This is a genomic window from Streptomyces sp. NPDC060027, from assembly GCF_042737005.1.
Lineage (GTDB): Bacteria > Actinomycetota > Actinomycetes > Streptomycetales > Streptomycetaceae > Streptomyces.
This window is the reverse complement of the sequence record NZ_JBHWVI010000100.1, coordinates 1-16,795: the sequence shown is the minus strand read 5'-3', so window position 1 is coordinate 16,795 and position 16,795 is coordinate 1. Positions and strand designations below refer to the sequence as shown.

Below are 16,795 nucleotides of genomic sequence, written 5' to 3'. Positions count from 1 at the left end.
CCATCATGGCTTCCGCATTCGAATACGCACCGGCGCCCGAGTCCCGCTCCGTCGTCGACATCGCGCCCTCCTACGGCCTGTTCATCGACGGTGAGTTCACCGAGGCCGCCGAAGGCAAGGTCTTCAAGACCGTCTCCCCCGCCACCGAGGAGGTCCTCTCCGAGATCGCCCAGGCGGGCGAGGCGGACGTCGACCGCGCGGTGAGGGCCGCCCGCAAGGCCTTCGAGAAGTGGTCGGTCCTGCCGGGCTCCGAGCGCGCCAAGTACCTGTTCCGCATCGCGCGGATCATCCAGGAGCGCAGCCGCGAGCTGGCGGTCCTGGAGACGCTGGACAACGGCAAGCCGATCAAGGAGACCCGGGACGCCGATCTCCCCCTGGTCGCCGCGCACTTCTTCTACTACGCGGGCTGGGCCGACAAGCTCGACCACGCGGGCTTCGGCGCGAACCCGCGCCCGCTGGGTGTCGCCGGCCAGGTCATCCCGTGGAACTTCCCGCTGCTGATGCTGGCGTGGAAGATCGCCCCGGCCCTCGCGACCGGCAACACGGTCGTCCTGAAGCCCGCCGAGACCACCCCCCTGACGGCGCTGTTCTTCGCGGACATCTGCCGCCAGGCGGGCCTGCCCAAGGGCGTCGTCAACATCCTTCCCGGGTACGGCGACGCGGGCGCGGCCCTCGTCGAGCACCCGGACGTGGACAAGGTGGCCTTCACCGGTTCCACCGCCGTCGGCAAGGCGATCGCCCGCCAGGTCGCGGGCTCGCACAAGAAGGTCACGCTGGAACTGGGCGGCAAGGGCGCGAACATCGTCTTCGACGACGCCCCGATCGACCAGGCCGTCGAGGGCATCGTCAGCGGCATCTTCTTCAACCAGGGCCAGGTCTGCTGCGCGGGCTCCCGGCTGCTGGTCCAGGAGTCGATCCACGACGAGCTGCTCGACTCGCTCAAGCGCCGTCTGTCGACCCTGCGCCTCGGCGACCCGCTCGACAAGAACACGGACATCGGCGCGATCAACTCCGCCGAGCAGCTCTCCCGCATCACCACGCTCGTCGAGCAGGGCGAGGCCGAGGGTGCCGAGCGCTGGTCCCCGGCGTGCGAACTGCCCTCCTCCGGCTACTGGTTCGCCCCGACGCTCTTCACGAACGTCACCCAGGCGCACACCATCGCCCGCGACGAGATCTTCGGCCCGGTGCTGTCCGTCCTCACGTTCCGCACCCCGGACGAGGCGGTCGCCAAGGCCAACAACTCGCCGTACGGCCTCTCCGCGGGCATCTGGACCGAGAAGGGCTCCCGCATCCTCGCCGTCGCGAGCAAGCTCCGCGCGGGTGTCATCTGGTCCAACACGTTCAACAAGTTCGACCCGACCTCGCCGTTCGGCGGGTACAAGGAGTCGGGCTTCGGCCGCGAGGGCGGTCGTCACGGCCTGGAGGCGTACCTCGCCCCGTCGAGCCCGGAGGGCCAGCGATAAATGAGTGCAGCCGAGAAGTCCGAGCAGCAGCGTCTGAGCGTCTTCAAGACCTACAAGCTGTACGTGGGCGGCAAGTTCCCGCGTTCCGAGAGCGGCCGGGTGTACGAGGTGACCGACTCCAAGGGCAAGTGGCTGGCGAACGCTCCGCAGTCGAGCCGCAAGGACGCCCGTGACGCGGTCGTCGCCGCGCGCAAGGCGTTCGGCGGCTGGTCCGGCGCCACGGCGTACAACCGCGGCCAGGTCCTCTACCGCGTCGCCGAGATGCTGGAGGGCCGCAAGGAGCAGTTCGTCCGCGAAGTGGCCGACGCGGAGGGCCTGTCGAAGTCGAAGGCGGCCGCCGTCGTCGACGCGGCGATCGACCGCTGGGTCTGGTACGCGGGGTGGACCGACAAGATCGCCCAGGTCGTGGGCGGCGGCAACCCGGTGGCGGGCCCGTACTTCAACCTGTCCTCCCCGGAGCCGACCGGTGTCGTCACCGTGCTCGCCCCGCAGGAGTCGTCGTTCCTCGGCCTGGTCTCGGTGATCGCCCCGGTGATCGCCACCGGCAACACGGTCATCGTGATCGCCAGCGAGAAGTCCCCGCTCCCGGCCCTGTCGCTGGGCGAGGTGCTGGCCACCTCCGACCTTCCGGGCGGGGTCGTCAACGTCCTCTCCGGCAGGACCGCGGAGATCGCCGCTCCCCTCGCCGCGCACCAGGACGTCAACGCGATCGACCTCACGGGCGCGGACGAGGCACTGGCCACGGAGCTGGAGATCGCGGCCGCGGACAACCTGAAGCGCGTTCTTCGTCCACAGCCTGTGGATTACGCGCGCACTCCCGGCATCGAGCGCCTCACGGCGTTCCTGGAGACGAAGACGGTCTGGCACCCGACCGGCTCCCTGGGCGCCTCGGGCTCGTCCTACTGAGCCGTGCCCGCCCGCCCCGCCGCGTGATGACGCGCTGAGATGTCGGGGTCCCGATCCGTGTCCCCGGGGCCCCGCGCACACGAGAGCCGCGCTTCCCCTCCGTCCGGGGGGAGCGCGGCTCTCTCATGTCCCCGGCTCAGTGCAGGAGTCCGGTCACCTGCCCGAGTACCGGAATGCTGCCCACCGACGGGGCCTGCGCCAACGGGCCCGTCAGGGCCTGTGAGGACAGCGGCTTGAAGTCGGCGAGCTGGGTGCCCACGCCGTTGTCGAGCGGGTCCACGCCGGTGCCGGCCAGCGGATTGGGCTTGAGCCCCTCGACGGGGCCCGTGACATACCCCACGGTGCCGGTCAAGGCCCCCAGACCCGCCTGCGGATCGATGTTGCCGAGCGAGGCGGGCCGGGTGCGCCCGGCGTCCGCGACGGGAGCCGTGTCCGCGAAGGCCGGGGAGGCCGCGGCCGCACCGGCAGCGACCACGCCGACCGCCGCGGCGATCCGCGCGGTCGTACGGGCCAGGGTGTTCTGCTGGGCTGCGTGTCGCGCCATCAGGTTTTCCTCTTTGACTAGCGGAGAGCGGAGAGCAACGGAAGTGACACGCAGAGTAGTTGACGGGGATCGCGTTCGGGCGGTCCTGGCGGCGGATTCGCCCCTGCGGGTCAACAGGCATATCAGCGCCAGTCGGCCGACGCTCCGACGACGGGGATAATGGACGGGAGCCGCGCCGACGCGCGGCGCCGCCGGACCCGTCAGAGAAGGTACAGACCATTGGGTTCCCATCCCCCGATACCCACCCGCGTGGTGCTGCTCTGCGGCCCCTCCGGCTCCGGTAAGTCCCTTCTCGCCGCCGACTCAGGGCTCCCCGTTCTCCGCCTCGACGACTTCTACAAGGAGGGCACGGACCCGACGCTGCCCCAGGTCGAGGGCAGCGAGGACATCGACTGGGACCACCCGTCGTCCTGGGACGCGGACACCGCCGTCGCCGCGATCGAGGAACTGTGCCGTACGGGACGTACGACCATCCCGGTCTACGACATCTCGTTGAGCGCCCGCACGGGAACCGAGGCCCTGCGCATCGAGCGGACACCGCTGTTCATCGCGGAGGGGATCTTCGCCGCCGAGATCGTCGAGCGCTGCCGCGAACTCGGCCTGCTCGCCGACGCGCTGTGTCTGTCACGGGGCGCGGTCACCACATTCCGGCGGCGCTTCGTGCGGGATCTGAAGGAAGGCCGCAAGTCGGTCCTCTTCCTGCTGCGTCGCGGCTGGCGTCTGATGCGCGCCGAGCGCTCCATCGTGGCCCGCCAGGCGGCGCTCGGCGCTCACCCCTGCGACAGGGCCGAGGCGCTCGGCCGGCTGACGGCCGCGGCGGCCGGACGCCACGCGTCCCCCCGCACGGCGGCCGCGTAGCCGCGAACCCGGGAGCGGGCAACGAAAAGAGGTCCAGGCGAACCCCCGTCCGCCTGGACCTTCTTCCGTTTTCCCCCGTGGTCCCCCGTGGCACGGTGCGTTCCCCGTGACCCCGTTTCCCCGTGACCCCGTTCCCGTCGGCTCCCCCCGGAACCGACAGTCCCCCGTCGTCGGCTCCCCCCGGAACCGACTCCCCCGTGTTACCTGTTACCGCTCCCCCCAGACCTTCAGGCGACAAGCTCCCCGAAGGACTCCTCCTCGTCACGGCCGAAGCTGAGGACCTCGTCCTCGCGCATCCGGCGGAGCGACCGCCAGATGCTGGACTTCACCGTGCCGACACTGATGCCGAGGATCTCCGCGATCTCCGGGTCGGTGCGGCCCTCGTAGTAACGGAGGACCAGCATCGTCCGCTGGAGCTCGGGCAGCCGGGCCAGCGCCTGCCACAGGACCGCGCGCAGCTCGGTGCCGCGCATCGCGTCCGTGTCACCGGGCGTCTCCGGCAGTTCCTCGGTCGGGTACTCGTTCAGCTTGCGGCGGCGCCACGCGCTGATGTGCAGATTGGTCATGGTGCGGCGGAGGTAACCGCCGACCGCGGCCTTGTCACTGATCCGGTCCCACGCCCGGTACGTCGAGAACAGCGCGCTCTGCAGCAGGTCCTCGGCCTCGAAGCGGTCGCCGGTCAGGTGATAGGCGGTTGCGTACAGGGAGGCGCGGCGCTCCTGGACGTAGGCGGTGAACGCCGCTTCGGCATCCCCTGCCCCCGCCTCGGAGTGACGCTCCCCCGTGACCTCCCCGTACGCGGCTCCCCCGTGAGCCTTCCCCCCGGTCGTACCCACGGCGGCCGGCGCCGTGGCGCCTTCCCCCGTGAAAGCGTCAACCACCGTCATGTACACGGTGTGCTGACGCCCGGCGCCGCGAGCGCACCCGCGGCCTCCCCCAAGCTCTCGGCTTCGCTCGAGCAGGGAGGTGCCCCCATCGGCGCAGGACTTCTCCGTCGCCCGGGTGACGTCGTGGAGCCGCGTGACTACTGCGCTAGTGCTGGTGCTGTGCAGCGTGTTCATCTCGCGCCCCCCGTCGTGGAGTCCCGGTTGTTCGGTTCGTTCCGTCGTGCGCCCTGCCTTGTGTCGAAAAGCTTGCCCGGGCCACTTCATGGCCGTGTCCGCCGACTGTCACAGACCTGTCACAGGGCCCATCGCCAGGCGCGCCACAGCGCGATCACAGAGAAGAGCGGTACGACTACGCAGATGACCACTCGGGCCCTCCCGGGCGCCCGTGAGGGCCATCGTTGCGCGCGGGAGACGAGTGGGAGCGCTCCAACGGTCGATACACGGCCATGACATGGGCCAGAATGACGAGCGTGCCTTCCCTGTTGCTGATCGAGGACGACGACGCCATCCGCACGGCCCTGGAGCTCTCTTTGACGCGCCAGGGACACCGCGTGGCCACCGCTGCCACCGGCGAGGACGGTCTGAAGCTGCTGCGCGAGCAGCGGCCGGACCTGATCGTGCTGGATGTGATGCTGCCCGGCATCGACGGATTCGAGGTGTGCCGGCGCATCCGGCGCACCGACCAGCTGCCGATCATTCTGCTGACCGCGCGCAGCGACGACATCGACGTCGTGGTCGGACTGGAGTCCGGCGCCGACGACTATGTCGTCAAGCCGGTGCAGGGCCGGGTGCTCGACGCCCGGATCCGTGCCGTGCTGCGCCGCGGCGAGCGGGAGGCGAACGACTCCGCGTCGTTCGGTTCGCTGGTCATCGACCGTGCCGCCATGACGGTCACCAAGAACGGCGAGGATCTCCAACTGACACCCACCGAGCTGCGGTTGCTCCTGGAGCTGAGCCGCCGGCCCGGACAGGCCCTGTCCCGCCAGCAGTTGCTGCGTCTGGTGTGGGAGCACGACTACCTGGGCGACTCGCGTCTGGTCGACGCCTGTGTGCAGCGGCTGCGCGCCAAGGTGGAGGACGTGCCGTCCTCTCCCACCCTGATCCGTACCGTGCGCGGCGTCGGCTATCGGCTGGACAATCCTCAGTGACCAAACCGCAGGACAAGCTCCGCGGCTGGGCCGCGGCGCGCAAGGCACTGCTGTCCGGTCTGCGCTTCACCAGCCTGCGGCTGCGCCTGGTCGTGGTGTTCGGGCTCGTCGCCCTGACCGCCGCCGTCTCGGCGTCCGGCATCGCGTACTGGCTCAACCGTGAGGCCGTGCTGACGCGTACGCAGGACGCGGTGCTGCGTGACTTCCAGCAGGAGATGCGCAACCACGCGAGCATGCTGCCGGTTCACCCGGCGCAGGACGAACTCCGGCGCACGGCACGGCAGATGGCGGACAGCAGCCAGCGCTTCAGTGTGCTGCTGGTCGCCGAGGACGTGAACGGCAAGACGATCGCCGGCAACTCCGAGCTGGACACCTTCACGCTGGAGGACGTGCCCGAGTCCCTCCAGAAGGCGGTGAACAAGCAGCAGCCGCTCTCCTCGAACAACAAGTCCGCGTACCACTTGTACTGGCAGCGGATCACCGACCACGACAAGCCGTACCTCGTGGGCGGCGCGCGGGTGATCGACGGCACGACGACCGGTTACATGCTCAAGTCCCTTGAGCCGGAGGCCAAGGACCTCAACTCGCTGGCCTGGTCGCTGGGGATCGCGACCGGACTCGCGCTGATCGGCTCGGCGCTGCTCGCCCAGGCCGCCGCGACCACGGTCCTCAAGCCGGTCCACCGGCTGGGCATCGCGGCCCGCCGGCTCGGCGAGGGCAAGCTGGACACCCGGCTGCGGGTCTCCGGCACGGACGAACTCGCCGATCTGTCACGGACGTTCAACCGGACGGCGGAGGCCCTGGAGAAACGGGTCGCGGACATGAGCGCACGGGACGAGGCGTCCCGCCGCTTCGTCGCCGACATGTCCCACGAACTCCGTACGCCGCTGACCGCGATCACCGCCGTCACCGAGATCCTCGAAGAGGAGCTGGACGCGGAGACCGGCAGCGTCGACCCGATGATCGAACCGGCCGTACGGCTGGTCGTCAGCGAGACCCGGCGCCTGGGCGATCTCGTCGAGAACCTGATGGAGGTGACCCGCTTCGACGCGGGCACCGCCCGGCTCATCCTCGACGACGTGGACATCGCCGACCAGATCACCGCGTGCATCGACGCGCGCGCCTGGCTGGACGCCGTCGACCTGGACGCCGAGCGCGGCATGACGGCCCGGCTCGACCCGCGCCGCCTCGACGTGATCCTCGCGAACCTGATCGGCAACGCGCTCAAGCACGGCGGTTCGCCGGTCCGGGTGTCGGTGCGGGTGGCGGGCGAGGAACTGGTCATCGAGGTGCAGGACCACGGCCCCGGCATCCCCGAGGACGTCCTGCCGCACGTCTTCGACCGTTTCTACAAGGCCAGCGCGTCCCGCCCACGTTCCGAGGGCAGCGGCCTCGGCCTCTCCATCGCCCTGGAGAACGCGCACATCCACGGCGGCGAGATCACCGCGGCGAACGCGCCCGAGGGCGGGGCGGTCTTCACCCTGCGCCTGCCCCAGGACGCGTCGGAACTGCTCGCCGACGACCCGCAGGGCCGTAACGGTTCCGCGCACGGGAACGGCACGGAAGGCACCGCCGGATGACAACCGCACGCTTCACCGACCGGCGGCCCACCGGCACCCCGGAGACCGTCCGGCCGCGGGCGGGCGAGTCACGGCGATCCCGCCGCGCTTCCCGGCGTTCGCGGTCGGCGGGGGTGCGCCCCTGGATGGCCGTCCCGTTGCTCGCCGTGCTGCTCGCGGGGTGCGGGATCCGCTCCACGCAGGTGCCGACCGACTTCGGTCCGGCGCCCTCCCGGGTGCCCTGCGCCCTCTCCGGCCCCGACATCTCCACCCAGACCTCGCACGGAGTGCCCGTCCAGGTGTTCCTGCTCTGCTCGGCGCAGTTGGTGACCGTCGACCGGTCGGTGCGCATCCCGGACGGTACGGCGGAGGCGGCGCGGCGGGTCCTGGTGGCGCAGGCGCTGCTCGACGAACTCGCGGAGACACCGTCGACGCCCGAGCAGCAGGCCGGGTACACGACGGACGTACGCGGCGGCATGACCGTCGGCGGGCCCCGCGGCCAGGACCCCGAGGACACCCTCCGGCTGAGCACCGCGCCGGAGGACCTCACCTCGGCGGCCCTCGCCCAGATCGTCTGCACCTTCTCCGACTCGGCCGCCGCGCGCGACGACGGCACCGTCGTCCTCGGCGGTCCGGCCCCCGCCCCGCTGCGCAGCTACGAGTGCACTCCCGAGGTGCGTGCCTCCCCCGGCACCGAGTCGCCGGGGGAGGCGGCGGTCGGGAGTTCGTGACACGGCGGGGCCGAAAAACCCCGCCACGGAACCGATCGTGCCGGACCCGGCGTCTTGGGGGGCGTGCAGCGTCATGGTTCAGACGGCGGCAGCGCCGTCACCCGCGTCCGTGTGGCAGGAGGTGTCCTCCTTGTCGCATACCTGGCGCTCGTCGCCTGGATCACGCTGCGACCGCTGGACGTTCCCTGGGTCAGCGCCGCCAACCTGCGGCCCTTCGCGGGCATCAGAGCCGACCTCGCGCTGGGCCCCGAGACGGCGATCCGCCGCCTCGCCGCGGGCCTCGGCCTGCTCGCCCCGCTGGGCGTCCTGCTGCCGATGGCGGGTGGCAGGCTCACCGTCTCCCCCCTCGGCTCCCTCCTGCGGACGATGACCGCGGGCGCTCTGCTCTCGCTGGGCATAGAGCTGCTGCAGACCGGTGTCCCGGGCCAGGTCGTGGACATCGACTCGATCACCCTGAACACCTTCGGCGTGGCCCTCGCGCACCTTGCGATCGTGCCCGCCGCCAGGGCCGGCCTCCGTCGCAGGGCCGAGACGAGGCAGCACGCCGCCGTGCTCCGGGAGGACCCCGCTCAGGGTCGGACCCCGACGATTCCCAGGGTCGGGATCGCTCCGTAGAGCGACGCTTCGTCCGCCTCGTCCTCGTAGCGTTGAAGACATCGGTGAAGGCACCGATGAGAACGACGAAGCCGGTCCGGCCGGCACTCGACGACGGTTCGCGAAGGAGCCACCATGACCGCCCTTGCCCGCCCCACGAACGGCCGCATGATCGGCGGAGTCTGTGCTGCGCTGGCACGGCGCTTCGGCACCTCCGCGACCACGATGCGCGTCATCTTCGTCCTGTCCTGCCTGCTCCCCGGCCCGCAGTTCGTGCTCTACATAGCTCTGTGGATCCTCTTCCCCTCCGAGGGCAAGGCCTCCCGCACCGCCTGGTGACCCGGGCGGACACGGGGGACGGACGACAGACGGCGAACGCCGGTGGGGCGTACCCGACGAGGGTGCGCCCCACCGCGTGTCGTCCAGCCGGCGCCCGTACGGCCGGGAGGCCCCTCGCTCGGACAGGCAGGAGGCCTTCTCCGGTCCTACGGAGAGCCTCAGCCCAGCGGAATGCCGTTCAGCGGCAGGCCGTGCGTGGGCAGCCCCTTCACCGGCAGCCCTCCGAGCAGTCCGGCGACGGGCGCGGCGGGCCCGCCGGCGAGCAGACGCGCGGCGGCGGGCTGCGCGGCGGCGACACCCGTGCCGAGCGCGCTCTGGCCCTGGGCGAGCGCCTCACCGGCACCGGGGAGGGCCTTGGTGACGTTCTCGGCGGGCAGCGTACTGGTGACGGTGCCCAGCGCCGCGGAGGCGTCCGGCACGGCCGGGGCGGCGTTCGCGGCGCCCGCGCCGGCGGCGGCGAAAGCGGCGCCGAGAGCGGCGACGCCGAGGGTCTTGGCAGCAGACTGCTTCATTATGAATGCGTCCTTGGATGGGTGATGCGGGGATGTGAGCGGTCTAAAACCGTAAACACGCAAACCCGCTCTCCGCAAACATCGAAAAGCGGCCGAGTCATGGAGAAGAAGTGAAGACCCGGCCGCTTCCCACCCGCTCCGATCAGGCCTGATCTCCTACAGAACCGCTGGTGGAGGCAGTCTGCTGGAACAGCCATTCGGACTTCAGTTCTGCATATCCGGGCTTGATCACGTCATTGATCATGGCCAGTCGTTCATCGAAAGGAATGAATGCTGACTTCATGGCATTGACCGAGAACCACTGCAGGTCGTCGAGCGAATAACCGAACGCCTCGACAAGGTGCTCGAATTCCTGACTCATGCTCGTTCCCGACATCAGCCGATTGTCCGTGTTCACGGTCGCGCGGAAATGCAGGCGCCGCAGCAGCCCGATGGGGTGCGCCGCGTACGAGTCGGCGGCGCCGGTCTGGAGATTGGAACTGGGGCACAGCTCCAGCGGGATGCGCTTGTCCCGGACGTACGACGCGAGCCGCCCGAGCTGCACCGAGCCGTCCTCCCGCACCTCGATGTCGTCGATGATGCGCACGCCGTGCCCGAGCCGGTCGGCGCCGCACCACTGGAGGGCCTGCCAGATGGAGGGCAGGCCGAACGCCTCGCCGGCGTGGATCGTGAAGTGGTTGTTCTCGCGCTTGAGGTACTCGAAGGCGTCGAGGTGACGGGTGGGCGGGAACCCGGCCTCGGCACCCGCGATGTCGAAGCCGACGACGCCCAGGTCGCGGTAGCGGTTCGCGAGTTCCGCGATCTCCAGGGCACGGGCCGCGTGCCGCATCGCGGTCAGCAGGGCGCCGACCCGGATGCGGTGGCCGTTCTCCCGGGCCAGCCGCTCCCCTTCCCGGAAGCCCTCGTTGACCGCCTCGACGACCTCTTCGAGGCTGAGCCCGCCCTCCAGGTGCTGCTCGGGCGCGTACCGCACCTCGGCGTAGACGACCCCGTCCTCGGCGAGGTCCTCGGCGCACTCGGCGGCGACCCGCACCAGCGCCTCGCGGGTCTGCATGACGGCGCAGGTATGGGCGAAGGTCTCCAGGTACCGCTCCAGCGAACCGGAGTCGGCGGCCTCGCGGAACCAGAGCCCGAGCTTGCCGGGATCGGTCTCGGGGAGGTTGGAGTAGCCCGTTTCCCGGGCGAGTTCGACGATCGTGCCGGGGCGCAGTCCCCCGTCGAGATGGTCGTGCAGCAGGACCTTGGGCGCCCGGCGGATCTGTTCCGAGCTCGGGGTGTTCCGGATCTGGCTCGTCATTTTCGCACTCTAGCCCCTACGCGCGTAGATCTCCTGTTGTACGAATCCGTCGATACGTAACGGTGACCGTGCGGACGGGTGGCGTACACCCTTGCTTCTGACACTGTTCTGTCATGGCACAGCAAGCGACGCCGGTTCGCAGGGCCCGGCTGGGGAGGTCGCTCGGCCCTGAGCCGTCGGCGGTCAGCGGAGTTGTTCTGCTGCTGCCGGGCGGCGAGGAGACCTCGGCCCGCAGACCCTCCCCCATGTTGGCGACCGCCTCCGTACGCGCGTTGGGGCGCCGTCTGACCCGCGCGGGAAAGGCCGAAGGCCTCGTCGCCCACGTGGTGCACTACCGGGTCCGCGGCTGGAACGGCGGCGAGGCGCATCTCGCGGCCGACGCGTCCTGGGCCGCGGACGAGGTCGTCCGCCGCTACGGCGACGTCCCCGTGTGTCTGGCCGGCGTCGACATGGGCGGCCGGGCGGCGCTGCGCGCGGGCGGGCACGCGGCCGTCAACTCCGTGCTCGCGCTGGCACCCTGGCTGCCCGAGGAGGACGTCGCCGCGCCACCCGAACCGGTGAAACAGCTGGCCGGCCGGCGGGTGCTGATCGTGCACGGCACCAACGACGAGCGCACCGACCCGGAGCTGTCGTTCCGGCTCGCGGCGCGCGCCAAGAAGGCCAACCGCGACATCTGCCGCTTCGAGGTCCACTCCGACGGGCACGCGCTGCACCAGCACCGGCACGAAGTCCTGGCCCTCGCGCAGGACTTCGTGCTGGGCACGCTGTTCGGGCACACGTTCTCCCGCCCGGTCGAGGACGCGTTCGCCGCGCCGCCGCCCCTGGGCCTGCGGATGCCGCTGGCAGCGGGCTTCGGACAGTCGCTGCGGCGGTAGCGCGCGCGGGGTCCGCCGAGCGGCGGGCTCTCCCCGGCGAGCGGCTCCGGTGGCGGACTCCCCCGGCGAGCGGGCGGGGTCGGCGGGCGGCAGTGGGGCGGGCGGGGCATTGGGCAGCGGGGCGGGCGGGAAGCGGGTCGTAGGGACAGCGGGTTGACCGGGCAGTTGGCCGGACGGGCAGTGGGGTCGGACGGGCCGTGGGACCTGTCTGTGGTGGTCAGTCGGGCAGGAGGTGGCCGCGCCGGGACAGCAGGAACTTCTTGAAGGCGGCCACCGGCGGGGTGTCCGGGTGGCCGTCCAGCCAGGCGACACCGATCTCGCGCACGGCACGCGGGGCGGTGACCGTGAGCTCGACAACTCCCGGGCGGGCGACGGCCGGTGGCGGCAGCAGGGCGACCCCGAGCCCGGCGGCGACGAGCCCCCGGAGCGTCTCCGCCTCCTCCCCCTCGAACGCGATGCGCGGCCTGAACCCCGCTTCCTGGCACAGGTCGTCGGTGATCCGGCGCATCCCGTAGCCCGGTTCCAGGGTCACGAAGGTCTCGTCGGCCGCCTCGGCGAGACGGATGCGCTTACGGGCGGCGAGCGGGTGATCGGCCGGCACGACCAGACGGAGCTTCTGCTCGTCGAGCCGGCGGCCCACCAGATCGGGCGCGTCCGGCACCGGCGAGGTGAGGCACAGGTCCAACTCGCCCGAACGCAGCCGCTCCAGCATCGCCTCCCCGTAGTTCTGCACGAGGCTGAAGCGGACCCGCGGATGGTCGGCTCGGAAGGCGCGGATCAGGCCGGGCACCGTCTCCGAGCCCATGGTGTGCAGAAAGCCGAAGGCGACCTTGCCGGTGGCCGGGTCGGCGTCCGCGCGCACCGCGTCGGCGGCACGCTCGATCTCGGCGAGGGCCCCCTCCACGGAGGAGAGGAAGGTGCGGCCCGCGGGGGTCAGCGACACGGTCCGGCCGCGGCGTGTGAACAGGTCGACGCCCAGGTCCTGTTCGAGCCGGACCATGGCCCTGGACAGCGTCGACTGCGGGACCTGCATCTGCTGCGCGGCCCGGGTGACGTGCTCGGTGCGGGCCACGCCGGCGAAGTACGCGAGGCGCGGGGCGAGCAGCCTCGACAGGTGCGCGCTGTCTTCTGTGTCACTGAACGGTGACAGGTGAGCTTCTGACCTCTGCTGATGCGCCATGGGAACGATTATGGCGATTCCATGCATTGGACGGATGAAAGACGGGTCCTTAGGTTCGAGGCATGCCTTCCGCCAGTACCGAGGCGTCCACCACCGTGGGCGCCGCATCCTCCGTCCCTGTCACCGACTCCCGTATGGCCCCCGGTGGGCCCGGCTACCGCCGGATGAGCTTCGCCCTCTTCCTCGCGGGCGTCGCGACCTTCGCGCTCCTCTACTCCACCCAGGCCCTGCTCCCGCTGGTCTCCGCGGACTTCGGGGTGAGCGCGAGCGAGGCGAGCTGGACGGTGTCGGCCGCGACGGGCGGGCTGGCGCTCTTCGTCCTCCCGATGAGCGCCCTGTCGGAGCGCTTCGGGCGGCGTACGTTGATGACGGCGTCCCTGGCGGTGGCGGTCACCGTCGGTCTCCTGGTCCCCTTCGCGCCGTCGATCGGCGCGCTGGTGGCGCTGCGGGCGGTGCAGGGCGCGGCGCTGGCGGGGCTTCCGGCGTCGGCGACGGCGTATCTGGCGGAGGAGGTCCGCCCCAAGGCGCTGATCACCGCGATCGGTCTGTTCGTCGCGGGCAACAGTGTCGGAGGGATGAGCGGGCGGGTCATCACCGGCTGGGTCGCGCAGGAGTGGGGCTGGCGGGTGGCCGTCGGCACCATCGGGCTGATCGCCGTGGGCTGCGCGGTGGCCTTCCGGCTGCTGCTCCCGGCGCCGCGGCACTTCGCGCGGGGTTCGCTGCGGCCGCGGGTGCTGGCCCGCACGGTGCGCGACCATCTCGCGAACCCGCTGCTGTGCCGGCTGTACGCGATCGGCGCGCTGTTCATGACGGTGTTCGGCGGGGTCTACACGGTCATCGGCTACCGCCTCGGCGAGGCGCCGTTCTCCCTCCCCCAGGGCATCGTCGGCTCGATCTTCCTGGTCTACCTGGTCGGTACGGTGTCGGCGTCGACGGCGGGCCGTCTGGTCGGCCGGGTCGGACGCCGCGGCTCCCTCTACCTGGCGGGCGGCACCACGACCGCCGGTCTGCTCCTCTCCCTCGGGGACTCCCTGGCGCTGGTCCTGCTAGGCCTGGTCCTGATCACGGCGGGCTTCTTCGCGGGCCACGCGGTGGCGTCGTCGTCGGTGAGCCACACCGCGCGCGAGGGGCGGGCGCAGGCGTCGGCCCTCTACCAGTCCGCGTACTACGTCGGCTCCAGCGCCGGCAGCACGCTCGGCGCGGTCGCCTTCCACGCGGGGGGCTGGGCGGGCACGGTGACCATGGGGCTGTTCGCGGTTCTGGGCGTCGTCTCGATCACCCTGTTCGGCTCCCACGCGGCCCGCGCCGCCTCCCGCCGCGCGCCCGCCCTGGCCCACTGAGCCCGCAGCCCTCTCCGACACACCCCCTGCGAGCTGCGCCTTTCCCCGCTCCGCACGCCATTGTCAGTGGGCTGCGGTAGCTTCCGAAGTGCCGGCGCAACGACGCGCGGAACGGAACAGCCACAGGGGTGGGTTGGCTATGAGCGACGGTACGGCGACGACGGCAGACCTGGATGTCCGCCTGGAGAAGCACCGGGTCGAGCTGACCGGGTACTGCTACCGCATGCTCGGCTCGTCCTTCGAGGCCGAGGACGCGGTGCAGGACACGATGGTCCGCGCCTGGCGCAGCTACGACAAGTTCGAGGGCCGCTCCTCGATGCGGTCCTGGCTGTACCGGATCGCGACGAACGTGTGCCTGGACATGCTCAACGCGGGCAACCGAAGGGCTCGTCCGATGGATCTCACGGCCCCCTCGCCGCTCGCCCAGGCGGCGCTCACCCCCCGCCCGGACAACACCTGGCTGGAGCCGATGCCCGACGCGCGTGTGCTGCCGCCCGCGGCCGGTGACCCGGCGGAGGCGGCGGTCGCCAAGGAGTCGGTGCGGCTCGCCTTCATGGCGGCCCTCCAGCAGCTGCCGCCCAAGCAGCGGGCGGTGCTCATCCTGCGCGAGGTGCTCGCGTGGCGGGCGAGCGAGGTCGCCGAGCTGCTCGGCACCACGGTCGCGTCGGTCAACAGCGCGCTCCAGCGGGCCCGCGCCACCCTCGCCGAGTGCGAGGGGGCGGGCGCGGAGGCCGCCACCTCGGACCCGCTCGACGAGGAGCAGCAGAAGCTCCTGGAGCGCTATGTGGCGGCGTTCGAGGGGTACGACATGACGGCTCTGACGGCCCTCCTGCACGAGGACGCGATCATGACGATGCCGCCGTTCGACCTGTGGCTGCGCGGCACGGACGACATCACCGGTTTCATGACGACGCTGGGCGCCGCCTGCTCCGGATCGCGCCTGATCCCGGTCGAGGTCAACGGCCTGCCGGGCTTCGCCCAGTACAAGCCGGACGAGGAAGCGGGCGGCTACACGCCCTGGGCGGTGCAGGCGCTGGAGATCTCAAAGGGCCGTATCACCGGGTTCCACTGTTTCCTGGACACGGCCCGCTGGTTCCCGCTCTTCGGGCTCCCGCTCCACCTCGACGGACCCGAAGGAACCGAAGGCCCCGGAGCCGTCGGCGCCCACGGAATCGCGGGAGCCGGAGCCGTCGGAGGTCTCGAAGCGGAGGCCGACCAGGTCGAGTAGGGCGCGCAGGGCCGGGTCCGGGTCGCGCAGGCGTATCCGGCCTCCGGCCCGGCGGGCCGCCAGCTCCAGTCTCGCCAGGGCGTCGACGGCGGCGAGGCCCGGCGGCCCCAGGCCTCCGACATCGCAGACCACGACCCCGGCCCCGGTCACCCCGAGGAGTGCGCGGACGTCGTCACAGAGCCGGGGCACCTCGTCCCGGGTGACGAGTCCTGGCAGCACGAGTACGGCGGGTGTCGCGGAATCCACAGTCAGTAGACCGGCCGCGGGCGCGGAACTCATCGCGGGCGGCGCGGAGGATCACATTGACCTGCGCCCGCTCCTCCCCGTTGGGTTGGATGCATGCCCCATGAACCAGTTCCGCCCGCGATATCCGACGGCCTCCTCCGCGCCGAGGAGGTGCCGTGCAAGGGGTGTTGACGGGCTTCGCGGTCATCGCCGTCGTCATCGGCGTCGGGTACGTCATCGGACGGCGGGGCCACCTCGGGGACAACGGGCGGGAGGTGCTGACGAAGCTCGCCTTCCACGTGGCGTCGCCCGCGCTGCTGTTCACGACGCTCGCGCAGGCCGACCTGTCGGTCATCTTCTCCAGCCGGCTGCTGGTCACGGCGATGAGCACGGCCGCTGCGGCCGGGGTGTTCGTCGCGGTGGGGGCCGTACGCCGCTGGGGCCTCGGCCGGACGACGATCGGCGCGCTCTGCTCCAGTTACGTCAACTCCGGCAACCTCGGTATCCCGATCGCCGTGTACGTGCTGGGCGATGCCTCGCTGGTGGCACCGGTGCTGCTGTTCCAGCAGATCATGGTCACGCCGATCGCCCTGACCGTCCTCGACCTGTCCGGGGCGGGCGAGAAGGGTCCGCTGTGGCGGCGGCTGATCACACCCCTGCGCAATCCCATCGCGGTCGGTTCGCTGAGCGGCGTCGCGGTGTCGGCGACCGGTCTGACCGTGCCGGACCCGATTCTGGATCCGCTCCAGCTGATCGGCGGCATGTCGGTGCCCGCGGTGCTGCTGGCGTTCGGGATCTCGCTGTGCGGCAGCAGCCTGCCGGGCCGCGGCTCGGACCGGGGTCCGGTGCTGCTGTCCGTCGTGCTGAAGTCGGTGGGCCAGCCGCTGGCCGCCTGGGCGCCGGCCGTCGGCGTGTTCGGTCTGCGCGGCGCGCCGCTGCTCGACGTGGTGGTCACCTCGGCCCTGCCCGCCGCGCAGAACCTGTTCACGTACGCCTCGCGCTACCGGGTCGGCGAGACCCTGGCCCGCGAGTCGATCCTGCTCTCGACGATCCTGGCCGTGCCGGTGCTCGTGGTGATCGCGGCCGTGCTCGGGTGAGACGCGACGGGG

General features: G+C 71.3%; 17 protein-coding genes and 1 pseudogene. 12 read left to right on the top strand and 6 right to left on the bottom strand.

The window, feature by feature from the left end; genetic code table 11:
* Positions 1–5 precede the first annotated feature (5 nt).
* Positions 6–1,463: an aldehyde dehydrogenase family protein gene (locus ACFWBT_RS23770; protein WP_385703619.1), complete on the top strand. Its 1,458-nt coding sequence runs from the start codon at positions 6–8 to the stop codon at positions 1,461–1,463.
* Positions 1,464–2,369: an aldehyde dehydrogenase family protein gene (locus tag ACFWBT_RS23765; protein ID WP_385703616.1), complete on the top strand. Its 906-nt coding sequence runs from the start codon at positions 1,464–1,466 to the stop codon at positions 2,367–2,369.
* 136 nt (positions 2,370–2,505) lie between these two features.
* On the opposite strand, the gene ACFWBT_RS23760 is transcribed toward ACFWBT_RS23765, so the two are convergent.
* Positions 2,506–2,913 (bottom strand): hypothetical protein, encoded by a 408-nt coding sequence (locus ACFWBT_RS23760; RefSeq protein ID WP_385703613.1) that lies wholly within the window; start codon positions 2,911–2,913, stop codon positions 2,506–2,508.
* Positions 2,914–3,132: 219 nt separating this feature from the next.
* Here ACFWBT_RS23760 and ACFWBT_RS23755 point away from each other — a divergent pair, with 219 nt between their 5' ends.
* Positions 3,133–3,771: a uridine kinase gene (locus ACFWBT_RS23755; RefSeq protein WP_385703611.1), complete on the top strand. Its 639-nt coding sequence runs from the start codon at positions 3,133–3,135 to the stop codon at positions 3,769–3,771.
* 227 nt (positions 3,772–3,998) lie between these two features.
* Here the strand turns inward: ACFWBT_RS23755 and ACFWBT_RS23750 are convergent, their stop codons facing one another.
* Positions 3,999–4,832 carry a SigE family RNA polymerase sigma factor gene (locus ACFWBT_RS23750; protein WP_385703608.1) on the bottom strand — a complete coding sequence of 278 codons (834 nt, stop codon included), beginning with the start codon at positions 4,830–4,832 and terminating at the stop codon, positions 3,999–4,001.
* 296 nt (positions 4,833–5,128) lie between these two features.
* Here ACFWBT_RS23750 and afsQ1 point away from each other — a divergent pair, with 296 nt between their 5' ends.
* The 5 genes from afsQ1 to ACFWBT_RS23725 all read left to right on the top strand — a co-directional run bounded on the left by afsQ1 (position 5,129) and on the right by ACFWBT_RS23725 (position 9,029).
* On the top strand, positions 5,129–5,806 hold the full coding sequence (afsQ1, locus tag ACFWBT_RS23745) for a two-component system response regulator AfsQ1 (RefSeq protein WP_037625670.1): 678 nt from the start codon (positions 5,129–5,131) through the stop codon (positions 5,804–5,806).
* Positions 5,803–7,386, top strand: a complete 1,584-nt coding sequence (locus ACFWBT_RS23740) for an ATP-binding protein (protein WP_385703605.1) — start codon at positions 5,803–5,805, stop codon at positions 7,384–7,386. The genes afsQ1 and ACFWBT_RS23740 overlap by 4 nt, the downstream gene beginning before the upstream one ends.
* Before the next feature lie 125 nt (positions 7,387–7,511).
* Positions 7,512–8,096, top strand: a complete 585-nt coding sequence (locus ACFWBT_RS23735) for a hypothetical protein (protein WP_385703602.1) — start codon at positions 7,512–7,514, stop codon at positions 8,094–8,096.
* Positions 8,097–8,159: 63 nt separating this feature from the next.
* Entirely contained in the window at positions 8,160–8,711 is a 552-nt protein-coding gene (locus ACFWBT_RS23730; protein ID WP_385703599.1) for a VanZ family protein, read from the top strand.
* 114 nt (positions 8,712–8,825) lie between these two features.
* Positions 8,826–9,029: a PspC domain-containing protein gene (locus ACFWBT_RS23725; RefSeq protein ID WP_266762038.1), complete on the top strand. Its 204-nt coding sequence runs from the start codon at positions 8,826–8,828 to the stop codon at positions 9,027–9,029.
* Positions 9,030–9,187: 158 nt separating this feature from the next.
* Here the strand turns inward: ACFWBT_RS23725 and ACFWBT_RS23720 are convergent, their stop codons facing one another.
* Both ACFWBT_RS23720 and ACFWBT_RS23715 read right to left on the bottom strand, forming a co-directional pair.
* Positions 9,188–9,541: an ATP-binding protein gene (locus ACFWBT_RS23720; RefSeq protein ID WP_385703596.1), complete on the bottom strand. Its 354-nt coding sequence runs from the start codon at positions 9,539–9,541 to the stop codon at positions 9,188–9,190.
* Between the two features lie 142 nt (positions 9,542–9,683).
* Entirely contained in the window at positions 9,684–10,838 is a 1,155-nt protein-coding gene (locus ACFWBT_RS23715; protein WP_266762034.1) for an adenosine deaminase, read from the bottom strand.
* 113 nt (positions 10,839–10,951) lie between these two features.
* Here ACFWBT_RS23715 and ACFWBT_RS23710 point away from each other — a divergent pair, with 113 nt between their 5' ends.
* Positions 10,952–11,713, top strand: a complete 762-nt coding sequence (locus ACFWBT_RS23710) for an alpha/beta hydrolase (protein ID WP_385703593.1) — start codon at positions 10,952–10,954, stop codon at positions 11,711–11,713.
* Between the two features lie 217 nt (positions 11,714–11,930).
* Here the strand turns inward: ACFWBT_RS23710 and ACFWBT_RS23705 are convergent, their stop codons facing one another.
* Entirely contained in the window at positions 11,931–12,893 is a 963-nt protein-coding gene (locus ACFWBT_RS23705) for a LysR family transcriptional regulator (protein ID WP_385703592.1), read from the bottom strand.
* 62 nt (positions 12,894–12,955) lie between these two features.
* On the opposite strand from ACFWBT_RS23705, the gene ACFWBT_RS23700 reads away from it, so the two are divergent.
* The gene (locus ACFWBT_RS23700) at positions 12,956–14,233 is read left to right on the top strand and encodes an MFS transporter (RefSeq protein WP_385703589.1); all 1,278 of its coding nucleotides are present in this window, start codon (positions 12,956–12,958) and stop codon (positions 14,231–14,233) included.
* A gap of 139 nt (positions 14,234–14,372) precedes the next feature.
* Entirely contained in the window at positions 14,373–15,461 is a 1,089-nt protein-coding gene (locus ACFWBT_RS23695; protein WP_385703587.1) for a sigma-70 family RNA polymerase sigma factor, read from the top strand.
* A 39-nt stretch (positions 15,462–15,500) separates the two neighbouring features.
* On the opposite strand, the pseudogene ACFWBT_RS23690 reads toward ACFWBT_RS23695, so the two are convergent.
* Positions 15,501–15,740, bottom strand: a pseudogene (locus ACFWBT_RS23690) (hypothetical protein); the annotation flags it as partial.
* 122 nt (positions 15,741–15,862) lie between these two features.
* On the opposite strand from ACFWBT_RS23690, the gene ACFWBT_RS23685 reads away from it, so the two are divergent.
* Complete coding sequence (locus ACFWBT_RS23685) at positions 15,863–16,783, top strand: AEC family transporter (RefSeq protein ID WP_385703584.1); 921 nt, start codon at positions 15,863–15,865, stop codon at positions 16,781–16,783.
* Positions 16,784–16,795 lie beyond the last annotated feature (12 nt).